Raw genomic sequence first — 23356 nt, forward strand, 5'->3', positions numbered from 1 at the left:
TTTTTTGTTGGTTGTAAGATGACTAAAAATGTTGGCTTTATAATAAAAATTCATGCCGATGTGGTTTGCCAACAAATCTGTAACTAAGAAACTAAATAGATAAAAAAAACTCAACTAAAATATATTCAGTTGAGTTTTATGGTTTAAATATCATCAAAACTAATTTCAGTATAATCTGAAGTTTTTTCTTTGTTGTCTGCAGCTACTTCTTCTTTTTTAAAGTCCTTCTGATGTCTTTCACTAATTACTTCTTCACCTTTTTCATTGATTATAAAATCAGTGGCTTCTCTTAAAAGTTCAGTAAATTCAGTAAAGTCTTCTTTGTAAAGATAGATCTTGTGTTTTTGATAATGAAACGTACCATCGTCATGCGTAAATTTTTTACTCTCTGTAATTGTCAAGTAATAATCACCCGCTTTGGTGCCTCTAACGTCAAAAAAATAAGTTCTTCTTCCGGCTCTTAGGATTTGAGAAAAAATTTCTTCTTGCCCTTCTCTTTCTTTCATTTTTAATTGATTGTAGTTGTTAACCAAATATATAAAATTATTCTATTTAGATAAATTATTCTATTTCTTTTTCTTCTAATTGTTGACGGTAAATTTCTTGGTAAATTCCTTGCTGGTTAACTAATTCAGAGTGAGTTCCTTGTTGTGCAATTTCTCCATTATCCAGCACAATAATTTTATCGGCATGTTTGGCTGCACTAATTCTATGACTTACAATTAAAGTGGTGTTTGTTGCACTTAGCGACTTTAAATTGCTTAAAATTTGTTCTTCGGTTTCGGTATCTACGGCAGACAAACAATCATCAAAAATATAGATTTGAGGCTCTTTTATAATTGCTCTTGCAATAGACACTCTTTGTTTTTGTCCTCCAGAAAGTGTTACCCCACGTTCTCCTAAAATAGTTTTGTACTGTTTTTTAAATTCTACAATGTTTTTGTGTACTACGGCTTTTTTAGCTGCTTCTATAATTTCAGCTTCTGTTGCATTTTCTTTTCCAAAACGAATATTATTTTCAATCGTATCAGAAAATAAAAAAGGATCTTGTGGTACAAACCCTATATGATTTCTTAAGTTGTATAAGTCAAGTTCTTGTATGGGTTTTTCGTCTATATAAACTGTTCCGCTAGATGTATCATACAATCGAGCTACTAAATCTAAAACACTAGATTTTCCAGAGCCTGTTTTTCCTAAAATAGCCAAAGTTTCTCCGGGTTTTACTTCAAAACTGATGTTTTTTAAGGCCGTAATATGGGTGTCATCATAAACAAAAGAGACGTTTTCAAAACGAATGCCTCCTTTAACGGGAGATAAATCTGTACTGGTATTCTGGATTTCGGGCTCTTGTTGCAAAAACTCATTGATTCTTTTTTGAGAAGCTGCTGCTTGTTGAATAGTGGATGTTACCCAACCCACCACAGCAACCGGCCATGTTAGCATATTGGTGTACATAAAAAATTCGGCAATTACTCCTATAGATATATAACCGTTTATGTATCGCATACCTCCAACGTACAATACAATGATATTGGAAACTCCAATCAACAAAATCATTAAAGGAAAAAACAAAGCTTGAACTTTAAACAACGAAACGTTCTTTTCTTTGTTTTTATCGGCATAATCTAAAAAATCTTTTTTGGTGATGGCTTCAATCGCATACGATTTAATTACATTAATTCCCGAAAAAACTTCTTGTGTAAAAGTGGTCAATTCCGACAATTGTTGTTGTACAATAGTACTCTTAATATTGATGTTTTTACTAAGTATAAAGATAGAAACAGACAATACAGGAAAAGGAATTAAAGTATATAAAGTTAATTTTACATCTATTTCTAACATTTTATAAATAGCCACCGAAAACAGCACCAACATATTTATAGTGTACATTATAGCAGGTCCTACATACATTCTAACCTTGCTAACATCTTCACTAATTCGGTTCATTAAATCTCCTGTTCTGTTTTTTTTGTAAAAATTAAGAGACAGCCTTTGGTATTGTTGATAAATTTCATTTTTTAGATCAAATTCAACCAATCTAGAAGTCACAATAATGGTTTGTCTCATTAAAAACGTAAAAAAACCAGAAAGAATAGCCAGCCCTACAATAAGGATAATATTCTGCCACAAGTCCTGTTTTACATAGTCTATATCGGTTACAATTCCTTTAGAATAATCGTTGGCTACGTTTAAAGAATTCTTTACTACTTCAGGAATTTTTGCAGCCAAATATCTTGATGCTACAGAAATTAAAATTCCTAATAACAAACGATAACGGTACTTAAAGAAATATTGATTTATGTATTGTAAATCTTTCATAGGAAAGCAAAGTAGATTTTTGAGTTTACGAAGATACTAGAATTTTCGATTCTGTTACGGTCAAATAAGATGCCATATTGCGATAATTTTAGTCAATTATTTTTTAAGTTACTTTAATTATGTACTACCTTTGTGGTCGAAAAAAATATAAGTTCTTTCTAAATATGATTAATAGAAGACATATTCGTGTAAAGGTAATGCAATCCGTTTATGCGATGACTCATGCCCAAAGTGACAACCTTGTCAAAGAAGAAAAATTTTTAAGATCCAGTATAGATAAAATGTACGACTTGTACGTGCTTTCTTTGGATATGATTGTTAGAGTTAATCAACTTGCCGAAAACACCTTAGAAGCTTCTAAAAAAAAGTTTTTAGCTACAAAAGAAGAATTAAATCCCAATCGAAAATTTATTAATAACAAAGCAGTTCAATTACTTAAAGAAAGTACTTCTTTGCAAAATTACTTAGAAGAAACAAAATTAAATAACTGGTACTTAGACAGCTCTTATGTAAATAATATGTATAAAAAATTGCTAGAAAGCGATTTGTACAAAAATTACATGGCCGAAGAAGAAACTTCTTTTAAAAAAGACAAACAATTTCTGATTCACTTTTTTGAGGAATTTATTGCTCCCGACGAAAAAATTGCTGAATACTACGAGGGAGAAAATATTAGTTGGGTAGACGACATTCCTTTTGTAAATACATGGATTGTAAAAACCTTGCAAGAACTAAAAGCGGAAAAACCTTTTGTACTTGGAAAAATGTATAAAAACGCAGACGATGAAGCTTTTGTTTCTGATTTGTTTAAAAAAGTGGTTTTAAACTTATCCAAATTAGAAGAAGAAGTTGCCGACAAAACTCCCAACTGGGAACTAGATCGTATTGCTGATGTAGACATGATTTTGATTAAAATGGCTATTTGTGAATTTTTAAAATTCCCTTCCATCCCTGTAAAAGCAACTATTAATGAGTATTTAGAAATTGCTAAAGACTATTCTACCGAGAAAAGTAGCGTGTTTATCAATGGAGTTTTAGACAAAACATGGAAAGATTTTGATAAAAATGGAAGGTTAAAAAAAATAGGAAGAGGAATGCTTTGATAAGAGAAGCTTAAAATCAAAAAACCTTATATATTTACAAGCTTAAAATATAGACATTAAATAAAATAGAAATGATCGCATTACAAGAAAGTCCAATGAGCCCAATGTTTTTAATCGTGATGGTTATATTCGTAGTATTTTTTATGATTATACCACAGGTTAGAAGAAGTAAAAATGAAAAGAAATTTAAACAATCTTTAAGCAAAGGAGCAAAAGTTGTTACCACAGGAGGAATCCACGGAAAATTAGTAGAAATTAACGAAGGTACTGTAATGATTGAAACCAACGCAGGAAAATTGTTGTTAGAAAAATCTGCTTTGAACATGGAATTGACTCAAAAATACAACGCTCCAGAAAAAACTGCGGATAAAAAATAAAATTTGTGTCCACTTATAAATTAAACGCTTTTGATATCCTCAAAAGCGTTTTCTTTTTACATAGGTTTCTATCTAAGTTTTAGCCATACATTTTGTAAATTAGCTTTTATGAGAATAACCAAAAATCAGCTTACGGAATTTTTAAATAAAAAAAAGAATGTTGTCTTTTTAATCTTCGTAGTAGCCACCTTTGTTTTTTGGTTCCTAAATAGACTGTCTAAAGATTATACACAAGAAATCTATTATAATATCAACTACAAAGAATTACCCAATCGTTTTATTTTTCAAGAAACACCTCCAAAAACACTTTCTGTGGTGATAGAATCTAGTGGTTTTTATCTTTTTACCTCTGCTTTTAAAAACAGAACCTTAGATATTTCTTTAAAAAACATCAAAAAGAAAGCAGCCTATCGTTATTTTTTACTGGAAAGTGAATTGTACAAGCAAGCCAAAGAAAGATTGAATGGAAAGGCTCGTGTTCTAGGAGTTTCTGAAGATAGTTTGTTTGTTCAATTAGGAAAAAAAGGATTCAAAAAAGTTCCTGTAAAAGCTTCTATAGACTTAACTTACAAAGCAGGTTACAAATCATTTTCTGCCGCTACATTAATTCCAGACTCTATTACGGTTTCAGGACCAGAAATGTTGGTAAACAATATAAACCAATTAAAACTACAACCTTTAATAAAAGAAGGAGTGATGGAAACTATTGTACAAAATGTTGCTGTAATCAAGGATCAAAATCCGAAAATTAACTATTCACACTCGCAAGTTAAAGTTAAGGTAGAAGTAGAAAAAATTACAGAAAAAACACTCGAAATTCCAGTAAAAATCATCAATCCACCCAAAGGAGAAGTTGTAATCTATCCCAAAAAAATAAAAGTTAGTTGTCAGATGAAATTGTCACAGTTTCATGAAATTACAACCAATGATTTTCAAATTGTATGCGACTATAAGAAACGTATCAATAACTATATGAATGCCAGCTTAAGCCGAATACCAGACAATGTATCTTCGGTAAAACTAGGTACAGAACGTGTTGAATATTTAATTTTAAAATAATGTTGATAGGTTTAACGGGAGGAATTGGTAGTGGTAAAAGTACGGTAATTTCGTTCTTTCAAGAACTAGGTGTGCCATGTTATATTGCTGATATTGAAGCAAAAAAAATAATGGTTTCTTCGGATATTGTGATCTCTAAAATCAAAAAGTTATTAGGTGAAGAAGCATATATTGATGGAAACTTGAACAGAAACTATATTTCAAAACAGGTTTTTAAGAACAAAGCTCTATTACAGAAACTAAATTCTATTGTTCACCCTGAAGTACATCAAGACTTGAAAAAATTTGCAGCACTACAAACTTGTCCTTATTTCTTGTACGAGAGTGCTATTTTGTTTGAAAATAACAATCAACATTTGTGTGATAAAGTAATTGTAGTTACAGCAGATAAAGAAGAACGTATACAAAGAGTTATGGATAGAGACCAGGTAGATAGAGCAGCTGTTCTAGCTAGAATGCAACACCAATGGGAGGATGAAATAAAAATAAAAAAAGCAGATTTTGTAATTGTTAATCAGGATAAAAAGGCGTGTAAAGAGCAAGTTTTAGCTTTGCATCAACAATTATTGGCAATGTCTGATTAGAATTAATTACAGTAAAAATCAATAATCTTATTTGTATTCAGACGGAAGCGTTTATATTTGTCGTATCGTTTGTAAATATATGAGGTTTAAAATTGTATTTATTTTGGTGCTTGTTTTCCAAAACCTGACTGCTCAGGTAGGTGGAGAAACCCTTTATCCGTTTTTAAACATTGCTACGTCTCCTAAACAAGTAGCTTTAGGGGGTGTTACTTTAACCAGCACCAACGATGTTTCTCAACTATTATGGAACCCTTCGATGGTAGCTAATGAACTTGATGGTGACCTTGCTGTAAATTACACCAATTATATTGCTGATATCAATGTAGGTTCTTTGGTTTATGCAAAATCAATAAACCCAAAATATGGAATGGCTTTTTTGGGTGTGCAATATTTAGATTATGGTGATTTTAACAGAACAGAAGCTAGCGGACCTGAAATTCTTAGTACTTTTACCTCTAGAGATTTGGCTTTTAGTTTGGGATATGGATATCGACTTGATTTAATTTCTATTGGAGCAGCTGTAAAATACGTGTCTTCTAAAATTGAATCTTATACATCATCGGCTTTGGTTTTTGATTTAGGAATTACTTTCTATGATCCAAATTCTTCTTTTATAGCTTCTTTATCGTTTCGTAATTCAGGAAATCAACTAAGTCCTTATCTAGACAAAAAGGAAGACATTCAACACAATATTATTTTTGCAACAGAATATAGTCTAGAACATGTTCCGCTTAGATTTTATGTAGCTTTAGATGAATTAAACAATTGGCAACTTAGTGAAGCCAATCCATCTAGAGAAAAAGTAAACTTAAATGGAGAAAGCACCCCTGAGCAAATTAGCCCTATAGAGAATGCTTTACGCCATTTGTCTATTGGTGCGGAACTTTGGCCAGAAAAAATGTTTAGCTTACGTATAGGATACAACCACAGAAGAGCAGAAGAATATCAGCTACAAGAGGTACGAACAGGAGCAGGATTGTCTTATGGCTTTGGATTAAACACCAAATGGGTGAAAATTGATTACGCTTTTGCTAAATTCCAAGAAGGGGCAAAATACAGTACGTTTGGGCTTACATTACACCTATAAAAAATGAGCAAAAAAAAGATCATTATTGCTATCGATGGATTTTCGTCTACAGGAAAAAGCACTGTAGCCAAAGAACTTGCAAAATATTTAGGATACATTTATGTAGATACGGGAGCAATGTATAGAGCTGTAACTTTGTATGCATTGCAGCATCAAATTGCCAAAGATCAAAAAGTAAATTCCAAAGAATTGAAGGAACAATTAGGTCAAGTTCATATTCAATTTCGTTACAACAACAGTTTGGGCTATTCCGAAGTATATTTAAACGGAAGTATGGTAGAGCATAAGATTAGGGGCATGGAAGTTTCGTCTTATGTAAGCAAAGTAGCTGCTATTTCAGAAGTACGAAAAAAAATGGTAGCACTACAGCAAAATATGGGTAAAGAAAAAGGTGTGGTAATGGATGGACGAGATATTGGTACCGTTGTTTTTCCGGAAGCAGAATTGAAATTGTTTATGACAGCATCCGCAGAAACCAGAGCAAAAAGAAGATACGACGAAATGCTTGCTAAAGGAGTCACCGACTTAACTTATCAAGAAGTTTATGACAACGTTGTACAACGTGATGAAATAGATACTCAAAGAAAAGACTCTCCGCTAGTAAAAGCATCAGACGCTATAGAAATAGACAATTCCCAAATGAGTAGAGAAGAACAGTTTGAATACATTCTGTCTTTAGTACAAAAAAAAATCTAAGGAATATTTAAATATTTATGCGTTTGTAAAGAAATTTTCCATTGAGGATTTTCCATTACATATGCTACAATTAATGGAGTCATTTTCTCTTTTTTACTCCATTCAGGCTGTAAATACAAAGTGCATTTATCAGAAACTTTGGCAGCTTCTGCTTCGGCAAGAGCAAAATCACTTTTATTGTGAATAATCATTTTTAACTCATCTGCTTCTGGATATATTTCATCCAAAGGCATCTTCGTTTTTTTGGGTGATAAACAGATCCAATTCCATTGACCACTTAGCGGATAAGCTCCCGAAGTCTCTATATGCGTTTTTAATCCTTGTGCCTGCAAAGCAGTGGTGATGTATTGCATATCCCACATCAATGGTTCTCCTCCTGTAATTACAATTGTCTTTGCGTATTTTTTTGCATTGTTAACAATTGTATCGGCATGGGTAGGGAGATGCAAATCAGCATTCCAACTTTCTTTAACATCACACCAATGGCAACCAACATCACAACCACCAACACGTATAAAATACGCAGCAGTTCCTGTATGATTTCCTTCTCCTTGTATGGTGTAGAATTCTTCCATTAAAGGCAACATAATCCCTTTGTCTACAAGTTCTTTGGTTTTAATGTCCATAAAGTTTTGATTTGGAGTGCAAAGATACAAGAAAATAAAGAATATAAATTGTTTAGGACACAAAGCTTATCAAGCTTTGGTTTTCGTCAGTTTTACGTACATTTGAGGCAAACTTTGAGATATGAAAAAACACATTTTATCTATTATTATAACAGCAACCTTGTTTGCTTGTACTCCACAAAAAGACACAACCATTGGGCTAAACAAAGTTGGAAGCATCAATCAAAACACTCGCATTTCTGATATTCAAGAATTATTTAAAAAAGATTCTATTGTTTCTAGATATAGTGAAGGTGCTTTAGGAGATGACTCTAATTTTTTAGATCAAAACGATAGCCACCTAATTTATAACAAAACCGACAGAACTTTAATGCTGTCTATTGCACCCGTAAATTCATTGGACTCTATTTCCAAAATTAGAAGTGTAACCATACATAACGATCAGTACAAAACTGAGGCGGGAGTAGGAGTGAGTTCTACTTTTAAAGATTTAAACATTCACCATAATATAGAAAAATTAGAAGCTACTTTTCACTCTATCACCGTTTTTGTAAAAGATATTAATGCGACTTTTACCTTAGACAAAAGCAAAGCGGGAGTAAAAACATTTACTTTAGGGCCTGTAGATAAAGCTCAAATCCCTGAAGATACTCCTTTTACTTCCATGACAATTTGGCTAGAATAAACAACCAATGCACCATATAAGCAAACGTCAATATTTACAACTATTAACAAATATTGACGTTTTTTTATGTTTGTATGACAGCGTTTTATAGTTTTTTTACTTTTAAATAACACTACTAATTTTATAAGTTATTTTAACGAACTTTGTCTTTTCAATTTTTTGTAAATGATGAATGTAGTAATTATTGAAGATGAAGATTTAGCAGCTGAATCTCTTATAAAAATGCTCGAAAAGATTCCCCCTAAAATCAACGTTAAAAAAAGACTAGAAAGTGTTGAAGAAGCGATAGCATGGTTTGAAACTAACACTTGTGACTTAATTTTAAGTGACATCCACTTAGGGGATGGAGAAAGTTTTGAGATTTTTGAAAGCCTACAATTAAACATTCCCATTATTTTTACGACAGCTTTTGATCAGTATGCTATACAATCTTTTCAGTTTTATGCTGTAGATTATTTGTTAAAACCTTACGATAAAGACAAGCTTAGCAATGCTATTAAAAAATACACACATTACAATTCTCAGAACAAATCTGTAGAAAACACTTCTTTGCAACAATTGTTAGAAGCCCTAAAAAAGACTCCCGAAAAAACAGAAAATCAAAATCGTTTTTTGGTAAGCAGAGGTGAAAAATTACTTTCTATTACTAGTGATGAAGTAGCTTATTTTATGGCCGAAAACAAATCTCTGTTTTTATTTACGACTAACGGAGACAGCTTTTTATACGATGATACGCTCTCTAATTTAGAGCCCAAATTGTCTACTAAAAAATTCTTTAAAATCAATAGAAAGTATATTGTAAGCCATCAAGCTATTGAAACGATTGTTAAATACAGTCAAAATCGTCTAAAAATAGAATTGCAACCTTCTTCTAACACTAAAGATTTAATTTTGGTTAGTGCCAATTACATTAATGCTTTTAAAGACTGGCTAAACCATTAATATGTTTTCTAATAATTTTTTTACCCGTTTTAAAGAGCACAAGCAATATTTATATGTTAGTGTATTGATAATTGCCATTTTTTTTATTGGTAGTTCTTTAATTACCTCTAAAATTACTACAGTTACCGAGAATTTAATTGAAGATTTGTTACAAGGAAATCTAAATTCTAAAGAAAATATTGTTGATTTTGAGTTCAATCAACTCAATGGTTACTTAACCCAAGCAAAACAAATTTTAGAAAACAAAGAATATTCTTGGCAAGTTAAAAACGAACGTTTGTCTTTTATTGCAGAGCAAGCCAACCATAACTTAGCCATTCGTAAAAGTTTTTTGTACAACCAAATTTCTTCTTTAGAGGGAACAGAAATTCCACCTTCATTACAGTCAGAATTATCACGTTTTAGTGCTTTAACGCTTGTTATTAAAGATACGGTCTTGCAACAGGAGCAAATTCACAGAAAAATCATTGCTCAAAAAGGAGAGAATAACGACTATTTGATTTTTGCATACGATATAGATTTGATTTCGTTTTGGAGTTATTTTTCAGAAAGATATAGAGGTGATGGAGGGTATACCGTGGTTACCAATGCTAACGGAATTTGTCTTTTGCATCCAGAACCTATGTATTTAGGAAAAAAATTAACACATTACTTTAATGGTACTTCTATTTCAGACATCGTCAATCAAAAAAAAGGTGTAGCTCCAATTAAAAACAAAGCTCAATCTCGTTTTTTAGGCTTAGAGGTTTTGCGATATTACAACAAGGTAACCCTAGGAACAGAAGAGTTGATTGTGGTGGTAAGTTTTCCGGTAGAAATCCATTTAAAGGAAACCACACAAAACATACAAGATTATTTTTCGTGGATTAGTTTTTTGGCTTTCCTGACTTTTATGCTGATTTTAATTGTATCTAGATTGCAACTAAAAAAAGAATACGTAGAAAACCTAAGAGTTGTTGAAGAAAAAGAGCAATTGGTATATGCCAATGAAAAATATCAGAAAGAAAATGCAGTATTGCAACTCAATCAATTAAAGAAAAAAATGCACCCTCATTTTTTATTCAACAGTCTTAACTCTTTACATGTTTTAATTGATGTTAATCCTGATTTATCACAACAATTTGTGCTAAAATTAGCTGAAGTATATCGCTATTTGCTAGAAGAACGTGTAGGGAATTTAATTAGTGTAAAGAAAGAAATTACTTTTTTAGAACAATATGTTTTTTTGCAAGAAATTCGTTTTAAAAACAGTTTAAATGTTTCTATAACAAACAAGTGCAGTGATAAAATTTTACAAAAACAAATCCCTTTTTTATCTTTAGAAACATTGGTGGAAAACGCTATCAAACACAATGAAATTACCAAACAAAATCCTTTATATATAGAGGTAATTATCACCACCAAAGGCATAGAAGTTCTAAACAATTATACCCCAAGAAACAAAAAAGAACAAACCAGTTATCATATAGGACTTACTTATCTAGAAAACACCTACCTATATTATCAAATAGCTTCTTTTGAAACAGAGATTGCTAACGGAAAATTTAAGTGTTTTTTACCTTTTATAAACGTAAAATAGAAGTTCACTCCCTTTTTTTTAGACTTCACTCCAATTGATTTTACTAAAATATTGATTTGATGGAATTTTGAAGCAACAACAGGATGAATGTATGAAAAGAGCTTCTCAAAATTTAATGAAATATTCTCAATACGGTCTATTAACAGTTCTTGTATTTGTTGGATGTATCGGTTTTTCTCAAGACAAAAAACATGAAACAGACAAAGATTCTAGTAAAAAAGACAGTCTTGCAGATACCAGTTCTAAAGATTTAGATTACCAAAAATTTATAAAAGAAGGAACTCTAAAAAAAGGAATGTTTAATGTTTTTAAGCTAAAAAAAGACTATTATTTTGAAATTCCTGACTCGCTGCTTACTAGAGATTTACTAGTGGTAAACAAAATATCTAGTGTTCCGTATGCATTAAATGGACATGGTTTAAACAAAGGAATGACTTTTGAAACCAAGTTAGTTCGTTTTTACAAAGACACTGTTTTAAACAAAGTTTGGGTAAAAACAATCAACCCAAGAGTTTCTTCTCCAGAAAAGGATGCCATCACGTTGTCGGTTAAGGATAATTTTAGAGAATCTATTATTGAAGAGTTTGATATTGAAACTCAAAACACAGACTCTACCTCAGTTTTAATCAAAGTCAATAAGATTTTTAACGGTAAAGAAAAAAGTTTTAGTGATGTGCTGACTAATATAGGACTAGGAGGAAGTATTAAAACCAACTTGTCTATACTAGAAAACATTAAGTCTTTTCCCAAAAACATTGTTGTAAAATCTTTATTTACCACTTCTGTAAAAGAAGGAAAAAGTGCAGCTTTACCATTATCTATTGGGGTTACCACCAATATTGTTTTGCTACCAAAAGAAGTTATGCAGCCTAGGTTTGCAGACAAAAGAGTTGGTTTTTTTAGCATTCCATTTCATTACTATAACGATGCTCAACACGAAGTAGAAACTAGGCAATTGATCACTCGATGGAAATTAGAACCCAAAAATGAAGACATCGAAAAATATAAAAAAGGGATGTTGGTAACTCCTAAACAGCCTATTGTTTATTATTTAGACCCTGCAACTCCAAAAAAATGGAGACCTTATATAGAACAAGGTGTGTACGACTGGAATATTGCTTTTGAAAAAGCAGGTTTTAAAAATGCCATACAAGTTAAATATCCCAACGCTAACGATACAGATTTTGATGCGGACGATGTTCGTTATTCTGTAATTACCTACGCGGCTTCCGAAAAACAAAATGCCATGGGACCATCAATTGTAGATCCTAGAAGTGGTCAAATATTAGAATCGGATATTTTATGGTGGCACAATTTAATGAAAGGACTACACTCTTGGATTCGTGTACAAACAGGGCCAATTGATCCTAGAGCAAGAGCCAATAAATTTTCTGATGAATTGATGGGAGAGGCTATTCAATTTGTTTCTTCTCATGAAGTAGGACACACCTTTGGACTAAAGCACAATATGGCTGCTTCTTACAGCTATCCTGTAGATTCTTTACGTTCCAAAACTTTTACTAGTAAAATGGGAGGAACAGCACCTTCAATTATGGATTATGCTCGTTTTAACTACGTTGCTCAACCTGAAGATAACGTAGTAGACATTACTCCAAAAATAGGAGTTTATGATACCTATGCTATTGATTGGGGATACCATTGGCTAGACGTAAAAAATCCACATGATGAGTTACCAATACTAAACAAGTGGATCCGCAAACACGAAAACGACCCTATGTACTTTTACGGACCACAACAACCAGGTGGTGCTATTGTAGACCCTAGAGCTCAAAGTGAAGATTTGGGAGACAATGCAGTAAAAGCATCTAGCTATGGTTTAAAAAACTTAAAACGAATTATCCCCGAAATACTAAACTGGACAGCCGAAGAAGGGCAAGATTATTACAAAGCATCCAAATTGTATAAAGCTGTAATAGATCAGTGGAGTTTGTACAACGGACATGTTATGGCAAATATTGGTGGGGTATACATCAACAATACTATTTGTGGTGATGGAAAAGATACTTACACCCCTGTATCTACCCAAAGACAAAAAGAAGCCTTAGATTATTTGATAAAAAATGCTGTTTTACCTCAGAAATGGTTGTTTACCCCAGAATTAATTAATGATGTTTTTGCAGTAAGAGATGCACCCGATGGAGAACGTTATTATTCGCCTGTATCTATGCTTAGAGCTTACCAAACCAATATTATATACGCCTTGGTAAAAACGGATCGATTGATGCGTATTACAGAAAACACTGTTTTGATAAAAGGGGACGAGCAACCATTTACTGAACAATATGTTTTTGACGAACTGTACAAAGCTATTTTTAGCAAAACTAAAAAAGGAAAATCTTTGGATTTGTTTGATAGAATCACTCAAAAAAATTACATCGATGTATTGACTGTAGACAGAAACCAACTGCTAGAAAAAACACATACGAAAAGTTTTCACGATCACAACGACCAATTTAAGAACATTCATTTTTCTTATCTCCCAAGAGTTGCCGATATCGGAACTAGTAAAAGGGCTGCTTTGGTAAAAGTGTTAGAATTGTTAGAAAAGAAAAAGAAAAAAGGTGACAATATAACACAAGCACATTATCAGGATTTAATTGCACGAATCCAATACAATTTGAAAAACTAAACCATGAAACATTTACTATACTTACTGGTTTTTATTCCCTCTTTACTTTTTTCACAACAGTCAAAAGTAATTACAGGAACCGTAGTAGATCATGAAACCAAAACTCCTATTATAGGAGCATCAGTATACATTTCATCTGCTATTATAGGAAATCAAACTGCAACAGAAGGTGTGCTTTCTGGAGCAATGCTGGGTACAACCACAAATTTTGATGGAGAATTTTCTTTAAAAATTGAAGACAAAATCACCTCTATTTTAATCTCTTACATAGGGTATGAAACAGAAAAGATTGCCATTAATCAACAAACAAAAAAATTAAACATACAACTAAAACAAAGTTCTGAGGCTTTGGAAGAGATTGTCCTAACAGGATATCAAAAAATAGAAAAAAGAAAAATGACTTCGTCTTATGCTAAAATTGAAGTCGATGACATAGAGCAGGCAGGAGTAGCTTCTGTAGACCAAATGTTGGCTGGACAATTATCGGGGGTTTCAGTTCAACCTACTACAGGAGCACCAGGGGCTCCTGCTAAAATTGTTATTCGTGGTACAGCTACTTTAAACGGTTCTTCGGACCCTTTGTGGGTTTTGGATGGAATTCCGCTAGAAGGAAACGACATACCACAAGATTTTAGAGACAAAGACAATATAGACAACTTACAATCTTATCCTATCGCTGGGTTAAATCCTGAAGATATAGAAAGTATTACGGTATTAAAAGATGCTTCCGCTACTTCTATTTACGGTGCAAGAGCTGCCAACGGAGTTATTGTTATTACAAGTAAAAATGGTAAAAAAGGAAAAATGAATGTTCGTGTAAACGCCAATACATTTATTACACAAAAACCAGATTACGACAAGTTGAATTTAATGAATTCTTCTGAAAAAGTTGATTTCGAATTGCTTTTGGCAAGTAGAAATGATTTAAGATACCAAAGAGATCGTGGTGCAGTAGCTAGAATTCTAAACAATAGCGGAGCTTATAGTGATTTTGTAAACAACGGTTTTGATGCATTGGATACTGAAACACAAAATGCCATTAACCAGTTAAAAAACACCCAAACAGACTGGGGAGACCAACTGTACCAAATGGCTATTAACCAACAGTATGGAGTGAGTATTTCTGGCGGAAACGATCAGAATAATTACTATTTTTCTACAGGGCTTTTTGATGAAAAAGGAACCACTATAGGTACAGGTCAAAAGCGCTATAACATTACTCTAAAAGATCGTTTTAATTTTAATGATAAACTTGAAATTGGTGTGGCTTTGTTTGGAAACCAAAACAAAACACATTCTTACATTACAGGGGCAGATGCATACACTAATCCTTCTAACTACGCTAGAAACACCAACCCATATTTGGCCTTAAGAGATAGCAATGGAAATTATGTATACGATCCAGATTTGGTAGAGCGTTCTGATTTAAACCTAAACTACAACGTACTAGAAGAAAGAGAAAACACTTCTTACGAATTGATTTCTAATTCACTTAAAGCCATTTTAGATGGACAATACCAATTTTCAAAATCATTTTTCATCAACACACAATTAGGTTTACAATTAGATTTTGACCGATCTGAAAAAATAAGTGAAGAAGATAGTTATTTTACTAGAAAATACGAGCAAAGGTCTAGATACAGCTCTTCTGATGGAGAAGCATATTACATGCCCAAAGGTGGAATTATTCAGAACTGGAACACTGATGTTTTTCAATACAACTGGAAAACAACTGCAAACTATCAAACTAAAATCAACAAAAAACACGAGGTAGATTTGTTGTTGGGAACTGAGTTTAGAAGAAACAAAAGAACTCAAATTCACTCTAAAGGTTTTGGCTTTAATCCTAACACACTTACCACCATAGCCATTACAGACTCAAGGGCACTAACCAACTCGTTGTTTGACACCTATCAGAAAACATTTGCAGAAAATGCATATGCTTCTTTTTTTGGAACAGCTTCGTATACCTACAACAAAAAATACACATTATTTAGCAGCCTTAGGTACGATGGTTCCAATCTTTTTGGTGTAAACCCAAAATACAGATATTTACCTATCTGGTCGGTAGCAGGATCGTGGAATGTGTACAATGAAGATTTTATGTTTGATGTAGATGCCGTAAGCGATTTAAAAGTAAGGGCTTCGTACGGAATTCAAGGAAATATAGACAAATCTACCTCTCCGTTTGTTATAGGAGAGTACTACACCGAAACACTTTTACCTGGAGTAACAGAAGAAAGTATTAGAGCTCTTAATGCTCCTAATGGAGATTTAAGATGGGAAAAAACAGTTTCTTCTAACCTTGGTTTTGATGTAGGTTTGTTTAAAAACAGAGTTTATATTACGGGAGACTACTACTATAGAAAAAGTACAGACCTTATTGGTTTAAGGGCTGTTCCATTAGAAAGTGGTTTTAACTTTATCAATACCAATTGGGCAACGGTAACCAATAGAGGGTACGAGTTGTTAATCAACACAACAAACATTCAAAACAAAAACTTTAGGTGGACTTCTAGTTTTAACATTTCTCACAACAAAGGAGTAGTCGATGAAATTGAAATTAGAGAAGAAGACTTTAAACCTTCTTTAAAGGGCTACAGTCCCAATGCCATTTTTGCTATTAAAACAGCAGGTTTAGACAGCAATGGATTGCCTTTGTTTTGGAAAGATGGAAAAAAGGTTTCTGCAGTAGACTTTTTTAATTTAGAAGAAGGAACCAACGGAAGTCAGTTAACTAGAGAAGAACACAGAAACTTATATAGCTATGTAGGTGATGGTGTACCTAAATTTACAGGAGGTTTTCAAAATAACTTTACTTACAAGCAGTTTGGATTACGTATTCTAAGTAACTTTAACATCAAACAAACTGTAAAAGCAGCTCCTAGTTATCATTTAACTCAAGTACAACCTGGAAACAACTACAACACAGATGTTTTAAAAGCTGGAACAGGAAATTTTCCTGCTTTGATTGGTTTCAACTCTCCAGGATTTGATACCGATTTGGTTTACAATTGGTTTCACTCATCAGATGACGGAAACACGTATAACGACCTAGATATTTGGGTAAAAGACATCTCTTACATACGTATTAGCAGCATTAAGTTAAGTTATGCAATTCCAAATCAATTGCTAAAAAAGTGGAATGTCTCAGGGTTAAACTTTTTTGTAGAAGGTAGAAACCTCCTAGTTTTTGGTACCGATTACGACGGTTTTTTTGATCCAGAAACTTATGGAAGCCTGTATGCACAACCCATTCCTAAAATGATTTCAACAGGATTACAATTATCATTCTAATACCAAAGGATTATGAAACATATATTTTATTTGATAAGTATCCTAAGTCTATTTGCTTGCGATTCTTATTTAGACATAGAGCCTGTAGGGCAAGTAATTCCTAAAACGGTAGAGGATTACCGTAGTTTTTTAACTTCTGCATACGCTATCAAACACAATCATAAAGTGCTTACCGCTTACAGAACTGATGAACTTGTTTTGGATGCTGATGCATCTGGAGTAGAGCAGTACCAAGATTTGTTTGTTTGGAATGACATCAACCCAAGCCCTATTACCAGCCCATATCCATATCCTACTTTTTACAAAGTGATTTTTAATGCCAATCACATTATTAATAATAAAGATGAAATAGAAGGAGAGCAACTTTCCATCAACCAATTAGTGGCAGAAGCCTATGCGTTAAGAGCTTTGCAGTATTTTGAATTGATCAATTTGTACGCAAAACCCTATAAACAAAATACAGCCGAGACAGATTTAGCCGTGCCTATTACCTTAAGCTACGATGCAGAAAAAGCTTATACAAAAAAATCGCTTGCTCAGGTGTATGACTTGATTCTTTCGGATTTAGATAAAGCAACGGCTTTGATGCAAATTCAACAACAAGACATAGGAAACAATTATCGCTTTTCTTTATGGGGCGTAAAAGCCTTCCAAACCAAAGTGTATTTGTATCAGCAAAAATGGCAAAAAGCTATAACAAGCGCTACCGAAGCTTTGGCTATAGAAAATAAACTGCAAGATTTAAATAGTAACACAACAGATTTGCCTTCAGTATACAATTCGGTTGAATCTATTTTGGCTTTAGAGAATGTGGGCTCGGTAGATCTTGCCAACAATGCTACTATTTCAGAAGACTTATTAGCAGTATTTCAGGCAGATGAAGATCTTAGATTTAACCTCTATTTTGATGAACAAAGCGATGGTCGTTTTAAAAGCAATAAAAATGCAGATTTAAAATATCGTGTTTCTTTTAGAACTTCAGAATTGTATTTAACTCAGATTGAGTGTTTGGCAAGATTAAATCAAGAAAGTCAAGCCAAACAGTTATTAAAAGACTTTGCTAAAAACAGATATACTACTGCTGGATGGAACGCATATCAAACAAAAATTGATGGACTAGATACGGCAGAACTAATTACCGAAATTTTAGAAGAAAGAAGACGAGAGTTTGCATTAGAAGGACACCGTTGGTACGATTTAAGAAGAACCACACAGCCCGCCATAAGCAAAACTTTTAATGGAGTTACCTACCAACTAGAACAAAATGATGAACGTTATGTAATTCCTTTTCCAAATGAAGCCCTAATTAACAATCCAAATTTATAAAACTAGACCCGTTGCAGCTTGTTGTTATCTTACAAGCTGTAATAAAAAACTAAAAGATAAATCAACCCTTTAATTTTTTATTATGAAGAAATTTTTTTCACTTTTTAGCTTATTGATGGCCTTAGCTATCACAAACGTATCTTGTTCTGATGACAGTAATGAAGTTACGGTATCTTCTTTAGCCAACATCAATCAATTTACTGTAGACATACAGGATTTAACGGATGAAGAAATTAATTACGATTACGGAACGGATATTACAATTAGTGTTCCTTTTGGAACTGATTTAACTACTGTAATTCCTACAATTACTTTGTCAGACAACGCAACTGTAAGTCCTGCTTCTGGAGAAACCATTACTTTTGTAGATGGTGTTGCTCAAAACTTTGTAGTTACAGCAGAAGACGGTACCACCACAAAAACATATACCGTTACAATTAATGTACGTGCAGAAGTAGGAAGCGGAACTCGTTTAAAAACTTATGTCTTAGCAGATTTGTACGGAGAAAACTCAACCACAACTTACACGTACAACGATGCAAATTTTGTTAGTACCATCAGCAAAGAAGTTGATGACTGGGGAACTATTTCTACAACCACTTATACTTTGGTTTACAACGATAAAAATCAAGTGATTGAAAAAACTGCAGAAGGGCAAAGTACTGTGTATACCTACGAAGAAGGGAAGATTGTAAAAGCTACCTATACAGCAGATGATGTATTGACTTACACATACAATTATACCTATGATCTTAATGGAAACTTAGCATCAGAAACAAGAACAGATCATACCAATAGCGATGCAACTAGTCAAGTATTATTTACTATTGTAGAAGGTAATGTTACTGTAGAAAACAGATTTGGTGATGATTATACAGCTGAATACGATGACAAAAAAAATCCATTTAAAGAATTGTACCCTGCTGCTTATGCTGCAATCAACGTAGGAATTTCTGCAGTAAATACAAACAATCCTATTTCAGGAACATTAGCAGATGATAGCATTACTTACGAATACAATACAGAAGGTTACCCTGTTTCTGCTTCTTATACTTATTTTGATGGATTAGCAACTGTAGATAAGACATTTACTTACTTTGAAGACTAAAATAAAACCCGTTTTATTTTCTTTTTTTTCATCCGAAACACTCTTGTTTTAAGAGTGTTTCTTTTTATCCATTGCTATGTATTTTAACTATTTAATAGGAACTTTAACAGTTTTGATGTTGTCATGTCAAAACACCACAACATCCGAAGAAACTGTTGTAGAAGATACTCCCCCAAAAGAAATTCAACTCAGTGCCGAAGCACAACTTAAAGAATTATATCGTACTCAAGTAATTCCACTATTTACAGATTTTACAGAAGTTAGCATTCCCACCATTTTTAAAATAGACAAAAAAGATCCATCTATTAATGCAGGTGCTTCTTTTGGTTATGTAGAGGTAAGCCAAGGATTAATTGACGTTCGTAAAACAGAAATTCAACGGTTTGCTTTGGCTCATGAATTAGCACATATCGTAACCATTTCTCAAGCTAAAAAGTTTGGACTTTCGAATGTGATTCCTAAAGGATTGTTGTACAACGAGTATCAAAAAGCAGAATTTTTAGCAGATTTAATCGCTATCCATTTGATACAATCTAAGCAACCTCAAGAAATAAAAAACATTCAATCAATATTTCCACAATTACAAATATTGTTAGGAGGAAAAACCTTTACACATCCTTCAGGAAGAGGTAGGATTCAGAACATGCAACTGTATTTGCAAGAAGCCAAACACATCAGTCAGGCAGAAGCATTTAAAAAGCAGTTTCAAAATATATGGTCTAAAAACTAAAAAACAGGAGTTAAGCATATCGCTTAATTCCTGTTTTTATTTAAAATATATTCAACCTTATTTTAATAAGGCAAATATACAAAATTAGTTTCTTAAACTGCTTTTTCACAGTTTAAAAATCAATTAGCATGGATAGGCATTTTTGCTAATTACATCATTTGCTATTTCTTTTTTTAGCGCTATAATATTAGGGAAATTATAGTATTTGGTAAATCGTTTCAATCCAATCAACAGCATACGTTGCTCGTCGTTATATGTAAAAGAAATAATTGCTTCTTTTCCTTTGTTGTTAATTTTTTCAACAGCATTAAACAAGTTCAATCGTGTCATGGCAATTTGTAAGCTAGCTTGTTCTACAGAGGTTTTAGAAATTAACTTTTCTGTTTTTAATAAAGTCGATTCTGCCATATAAACCTCTATTAATATTTCCGCAGCACATAAAATTAACTCTTGTTGTTTTTCCAATTCCATTCCATATTTTTCTACGGCTTTTCCTGCAACCATCAAAAAGACTTTTTTAAGGTTTTCTAGAATTATTTTTTCTTCTGCAAATAATTCAGAGAAATCAGGAGTGTCAAAAGATGGAATTCCCATTAAGTCATTGGCAATTGCCATGGCAGGAGTCATTAAATCTAGTTCTCCTTTCAATGCTTTTTTCATCAGCATTCCCACCGTTAACAATCGGTTAATTTCATTGGTTCCTTCATAAATTCTAGAAATACGTGCATCTCTCCAAGCTGCTTCCATAGGCGTGTCTTCTGAAAATCCCATACCACCATAAATTTGCAACCCTTCGTCTGCTACATATTGTCCTACTTCAGAACCATAGACTTTTAAAATAGCACACTCCAAAGCAAAATCTTCTACTCCTTTTAATTCTGCTTCTTGATGTGTTTTTCCTGCAGCTACCAAAGCATCAATTTTTTGTTGGATTGCTCCTCCTGCACGATAAACACCACATTCTGTTACAAATGTTTTAGTTACCATTAAGGCTAGTTTCTCTTGAACGGCTCCAAAACTAGCAATAGTAGTACCAAATTGTTTGCGTTCATTGGCATATGTAACAGCGTTGCTAGTTATTCTACGACAAGCATCCAAACAAGCGGAAGCCAATTTAATTCTTCCTATATTCAAAATATTCAACGCTATCTTAAACCCATTTTGTCTATCAGACAGCATATTTTCTACAGGTACAACAGTTTCATTAAAAAATACTTGTCGAGTAGAGGAGGCTCTAATTCCAAGTTTCTTTTCTTCATCTCCTAAAGTAATTCCATTCGGATTTTCAGCATCATATTCTACAATAAAAGCGGTTAAGTTTTTATCATCTTCAATACGTGCAAATACAATCATCAAACTACAGAACCCCGCGTTGGAAATCCACATTTTTTGTCCTGATATCTTATAATGTGTACCGTCTTCTGATAGTACGGCTTTGGTTTTTCCAGAATTTGCATCCGAACCTGCTTCGGGTTCTGTTAAACAATAAGCTCCAAACCACTCTCCGCTAGCCAATTTAGGAACGTATTTTTGTTTTTGTGCTTCGGTTCCATAGAGTACAATGGGCATTGTACCAATTCCTGTATGTGCTCCAAAAGCAGTTGCAAAAGATCCTGTAGCTCCAGAAATATAATCACAAACTAAAATGGTAGACATAAAAGACATTCCCATTCCTCCGTAAGCTTCGGGGACAGCAATACTTAAAAAACCCATTTCACCTGCTTTTACCATTAATTCTTCGGTAAAAGCATAGTCTTTTTTCTCAAATTTTTCTTTGTGAGGCCATACTTCACGGTCTATAAATTCTTTAACAGACTCTTTCATCATCTGTTGCTCTTCAGAAAAATCTTCTACAATAAATATATCCTTGGCTTTAGTTTCAGAAACAATAAATGCTCCTCCTGTAAGTGTGTGTTCCATGTTGTTGTGTTTTTTTGGTTTCTTATTTTAAAAACTCATAAACTCCTGCTGCTCCTTGTCCAGTTCCTACGCACATAGTTACGAGTCCGTATTTGTGATTTCTTCTTCTCATTTCATTGATCAATTGTACTGATAATTTAGCTCCTGTACAGCCCAATGGATGTCCTAAAGCAATGGCTCCTCCGTTTACATTTACCCGTTCTGGGTCTAGCCCTAATTCATTGATAACTGCCAAAGATTGTGAAGCAAAAGCTTCGTTCAATTCTACCAAGTCAATGTCGTTTTTGGTAAGGCCTACTTGTTTTAGAGCTTTGGGTACTGCCATTACAGGTCCAATTCCCATAATTTTAGGTTCTACACCTGCGGCAGCAAAAGAAACTAGCCTTGCTACAGGTTCTAGGTTTAATTCTTTTACCATTTCCTCGCTCATTACTAAAACAAAAGCTGCTCCATCACTCATTTGAGATGAGTTCCCTGCCGTAACAGATCCTTTGTTGGCAAATACAGGTCTTAATTTAGCCAAAGCTTCTAAGGAAGTGTCTTTTCTGGGGCCTTCATCTTGTTGTACCGTGTATTTTTTTTGCTCTTTTTTACCTTTGCTATTAATAAAAATATGTTCTACATCAATAGGAGCAATGTCTTCTTTAAATAAGTCTTGAGACTGTGCTTTTAATGCTTTTTGATGAGAGTTAAAGGCAAACAAATCTTGCTGATCTCTTGTCACTTTAAATTTTTCGGCAACAGCTTCGGCTGTCAAACCCATTCCCCAATAATAATCTTCGTTCCCTTCTTTGGTTTCATGGTAGTTGGGAGAGGGTTTGTAACCTCCCATAGGTATGTATGACATGCTTTCTACACCTCCTGCAATAATACAATCTGCCATTCCTGATTGAATTTTAGCAGCAGCAATCGCAATGGTCTCTAAACCAGAAGCACAGTATCGGTTGACAGTCATTCCGGCAACATCGGCAATTTTTAAACCCATTAACGAAATCAAACGTCCCATGTTTAATCCTTGTTCTGCTTCGGGCATGGCATTTCCTACTATTACATCGTCTACTCTGTGTTTGTCTAATTCAGGTACTTTGTCTAATAAGTACTGTATGGTTTCTGCGGCCAGTTCGTCTGGTCTCTTAAAACGGAATAATCCTTTGGGAGCTTTTCCTACGGCTGTTCTATATCCTTTTACTATATATGCTGTTTTCATTTTTGTAGCTTTTAATTATTGATTCTTAGCCTTTAGCTTTTGGGTATGCTTAAATTATCTT

At 33.3% G+C, this 23356-nt stretch carries 19 protein-coding genes; 14 read left to right on the plus strand and 5 right to left on the minus strand.

Going from position 1 to position 23356, the window contains the following annotated elements; genetic code table 11:
• Positions 1-143: 143 nt before the first annotated feature.
• Together FS85_RS0108600 and FS85_RS0108605 are read right to left on the minus strand one after the other, a co-directional pair.
• Positions 144-506 (minus strand): PUR family DNA/RNA-binding protein, encoded by a 363-nt coding sequence (locus tag FS85_RS0108600; protein WP_010135793.1) that lies wholly within the window; start codon positions 504-506, stop codon positions 144-146.
• 55 nt (positions 507-561) lie between these two features.
• A complete protein-coding gene (locus FS85_RS0108605; protein ID WP_010135794.1) occupies positions 562-2319 on the minus strand; it encodes an ABC transporter ATP-binding protein in 1758 nt (585 codons plus the stop codon).
• A 164-nt stretch (positions 2320-2483) separates the two neighbouring features.
• Between FS85_RS0108605 and nusB the strand changes: the two genes are divergently transcribed.
• The 6 genes from nusB (at position 2484) to cmk (ending at position 7225) form a co-directional block, all read left to right on the plus strand.
• Entirely contained in the window at positions 2484-3422 is a 939-nt protein-coding gene (nusB, locus tag FS85_RS0108610) for a transcription antitermination factor NusB (RefSeq protein ID WP_010135795.1), read from the plus strand.
• Between the two features lie 71 nt (positions 3423-3493).
• Complete coding sequence (yajC, locus tag FS85_RS0108615) at positions 3494-3799, plus strand: preprotein translocase subunit YajC (RefSeq protein ID WP_010135796.1); 306 nt, start codon at positions 3494-3496, stop codon at positions 3797-3799.
• 108 nt (positions 3800-3907) lie between these two features.
• On the plus strand, positions 3908-4858 hold the full coding sequence (locus FS85_RS0108620) for a YbbR-like domain-containing protein (protein ID WP_010135797.1): 951 nt from the start codon (positions 3908-3910) through the stop codon (positions 4856-4858).
• Positions 4858-5442, plus strand: a complete 585-nt coding sequence (gene coaE, locus FS85_RS0108625; protein WP_010135799.1) for a dephospho-CoA kinase — start codon at positions 4858-4860, stop codon at positions 5440-5442. Before FS85_RS0108620 ends, coaE begins: the two co-directional genes overlap by 1 nt.
• A gap of 79 nt (positions 5443-5521) precedes the next feature.
• Positions 5522-6529 (plus strand): type IX secretion system protein PorQ, encoded by a 1008-nt coding sequence (gene porQ / locus FS85_RS0108630; RefSeq protein WP_010135801.1) that lies wholly within the window; start codon positions 5522-5524, stop codon positions 6527-6529.
• A gap of 3 nt (positions 6530-6532) precedes the next feature.
• Positions 6533-7225, plus strand: coding sequence for a (d)CMP kinase (cmk, locus tag FS85_RS0108635; RefSeq protein ID WP_010135802.1), 693 nt, complete (start codon positions 6533-6535; stop codon positions 7223-7225).
• Here the strand turns inward: cmk and FS85_RS0108640 are convergent.
• Complete coding sequence (locus tag FS85_RS0108640; protein WP_010135804.1) at positions 7222-7851, minus strand: 7-carboxy-7-deazaguanine synthase QueE; 630 nt, start codon at positions 7849-7851, stop codon at positions 7222-7224. The two genes, cmk and FS85_RS0108640, sit on opposite strands and share 4 nt — an antisense overlap.
• Before the next feature lie 121 nt (positions 7852-7972).
• On the opposite strand from FS85_RS0108640, the gene FS85_RS15375 reads away from it, so the two are divergent.
• From FS85_RS15375 to FS85_RS0108680, 8 genes are all read left to right on the plus strand, one after another.
• Positions 7973-8536: a hypothetical protein gene (locus FS85_RS15375; protein ID WP_010135805.1), complete on the plus strand. Its 564-nt coding sequence runs from the start codon at positions 7973-7975 to the stop codon at positions 8534-8536.
• A gap of 165 nt (positions 8537-8701) precedes the next feature.
• Complete coding sequence (locus tag FS85_RS0108650) at positions 8702-9478, plus strand: LytR/AlgR family response regulator transcription factor (protein WP_237706954.1); 777 nt, start codon at positions 8702-8704, stop codon at positions 9476-9478.
• 1 nt (position 9479) lies between these two features.
• The gene (locus tag FS85_RS0108655) at positions 9480-11057 is read left to right on the plus strand and encodes a sensor histidine kinase (protein ID WP_010135807.1); all 1578 of its coding nucleotides are present in this window, start codon (positions 9480-9482) and stop codon (positions 11055-11057) included.
• Between the two features lie 91 nt (positions 11058-11148).
• Positions 11149-13707 (plus strand): zinc-dependent metalloprotease, encoded by a 2559-nt coding sequence (locus FS85_RS0108660; protein WP_010135810.1) that lies wholly within the window; start codon positions 11149-11151, stop codon positions 13705-13707.
• A 3-nt stretch (positions 13708-13710) separates the two neighbouring features.
• Positions 13711-17004 (plus strand): SusC/RagA family TonB-linked outer membrane protein, encoded by a 3294-nt coding sequence (locus tag FS85_RS0108665; RefSeq protein ID WP_010135811.1) that lies wholly within the window; start codon positions 13711-13713, stop codon positions 17002-17004.
• A gap of 12 nt (positions 17005-17016) precedes the next feature.
• A complete protein-coding gene (locus FS85_RS0108670) occupies positions 17017-18330 on the plus strand; it encodes a RagB/SusD family nutrient uptake outer membrane protein (protein WP_010135812.1) in 1314 nt (437 codons plus the stop codon).
• An 82-nt stretch (positions 18331-18412) separates the two neighbouring features.
• Positions 18413-19438, plus strand: coding sequence for a hypothetical protein (locus FS85_RS0108675; RefSeq protein ID WP_010135813.1), 1026 nt, complete (start codon positions 18413-18415; stop codon positions 19436-19438).
• A gap of 76 nt (positions 19439-19514) precedes the next feature.
• Entirely contained in the window at positions 19515-20168 is a 654-nt protein-coding gene (locus FS85_RS0108680) for a M48 family metalloprotease (protein ID WP_010135815.1), read from the plus strand.
• A gap of 123 nt (positions 20169-20291) precedes the next feature.
• On the opposite strand, the gene FS85_RS0108685 is transcribed toward FS85_RS0108680, so the two are convergent.
• Both FS85_RS0108685 and FS85_RS0108690 read right to left on the minus strand, forming a co-directional pair.
• Positions 20292-22088 carry an acyl-CoA dehydrogenase family protein gene (locus FS85_RS0108685; protein WP_010135816.1) on the minus strand — a complete coding sequence of 599 codons (1797 nt, stop codon included), beginning with the start codon at positions 22086-22088 and terminating at the stop codon, positions 20292-20294.
• Between the two features lie 22 nt (positions 22089-22110).
• On the minus strand, positions 22111-23295 hold the full coding sequence (locus FS85_RS0108690; RefSeq protein WP_010135817.1) for an acetyl-CoA C-acyltransferase: 1185 nt from the start codon (positions 23293-23295) through the stop codon (positions 22111-22113).
• Positions 23296-23356 lie beyond the last annotated feature (61 nt).

Origin of the sequence: Ochrovirga pacifica (genome assembly GCF_000220525.1) — a bacterium.
GTDB classification, from domain to species: domain Bacteria; phylum Bacteroidota; class Bacteroidia; order Flavobacteriales; family Flavobacteriaceae; genus Ochrovirga; species Ochrovirga pacifica.

Excerpts from the sequence above, each read along its gene's own strand:
- FS85_RS0108600 (WP_010135793.1), bottom strand. The coding sequence starts at position 506 with ATGAAAGAAAGAGAAGGGCAAGAAGAAATTTTTTCTCAAATCCTAAGA.
- FS85_RS0108605 (WP_010135794.1), bottom strand. The coding sequence starts at position 2,319 with ATGAAAGATTTACAATACATAAATCAATATTTCTTTAAGTACCGTTAT.
- nusB (WP_010135795.1), top strand. The coding sequence starts at position 2,484 with ATGATTAATAGAAGACATATTCGTGTAAAGGTAATGCAATCCGTTTAT.
- yajC (WP_010135796.1), top strand. The coding sequence starts at position 3,494 with ATGATCGCATTACAAGAAAGTCCAATGAGCCCAATGTTTTTAATCGTG.
- FS85_RS0108620 (WP_010135797.1), top strand. The coding sequence starts at position 3,908 with ATGAGAATAACCAAAAATCAGCTTACGGAATTTTTAAATAAAAAAAAG.
- coaE (WP_010135799.1), top strand. The coding sequence starts at position 4,858 with ATGTTGATAGGTTTAACGGGAGGAATTGGTAGTGGTAAAAGTACGGTA.
- porQ (WP_010135801.1), top strand. The coding sequence starts at position 5,522 with ATGAGGTTTAAAATTGTATTTATTTTGGTGCTTGTTTTCCAAAACCTG.
- cmk (WP_010135802.1), top strand. The coding sequence starts at position 6,533 with ATGAGCAAAAAAAAGATCATTATTGCTATCGATGGATTTTCGTCTACA.
- FS85_RS0108640 (WP_010135804.1), bottom strand. The coding sequence starts at position 7,851 with ATGGACATTAAAACCAAAGAACTTGTAGACAAAGGGATTATGTTGCCT.
- FS85_RS15375 (WP_010135805.1), top strand. The coding sequence starts at position 7,973 with ATGAAAAAACACATTTTATCTATTATTATAACAGCAACCTTGTTTGCT.
- FS85_RS0108650 (WP_237706954.1), top strand. The coding sequence starts at position 8,702 with ATGATGAATGTAGTAATTATTGAAGATGAAGATTTAGCAGCTGAATCT.
- FS85_RS0108655 (WP_010135807.1), top strand. The coding sequence starts at position 9,480 with ATGTTTTCTAATAATTTTTTTACCCGTTTTAAAGAGCACAAGCAATAT.
- FS85_RS0108660 (WP_010135810.1), top strand. The coding sequence starts at position 11,149 with ATGAAAAGAGCTTCTCAAAATTTAATGAAATATTCTCAATACGGTCTA.
- FS85_RS0108665 (WP_010135811.1), top strand. The coding sequence starts at position 13,711 with ATGAAACATTTACTATACTTACTGGTTTTTATTCCCTCTTTACTTTTT.
- FS85_RS0108670 (WP_010135812.1), top strand. The coding sequence starts at position 17,017 with ATGAAACATATATTTTATTTGATAAGTATCCTAAGTCTATTTGCTTGC.
- FS85_RS0108675 (WP_010135813.1), top strand. The coding sequence starts at position 18,413 with ATGAAGAAATTTTTTTCACTTTTTAGCTTATTGATGGCCTTAGCTATC.
- FS85_RS0108680 (WP_010135815.1), top strand. The coding sequence starts at position 19,515 with ATGTATTTTAACTATTTAATAGGAACTTTAACAGTTTTGATGTTGTCA.
- FS85_RS0108685 (WP_010135816.1), bottom strand. The coding sequence starts at position 22,088 with ATGGAACACACACTTACAGGAGGAGCATTTATTGTTTCTGAAACTAAA.
- FS85_RS0108690 (WP_010135817.1), bottom strand. The coding sequence starts at position 23,295 with ATGAAAACAGCATATATAGTAAAAGGATATAGAACAGCCGTAGGAAAA.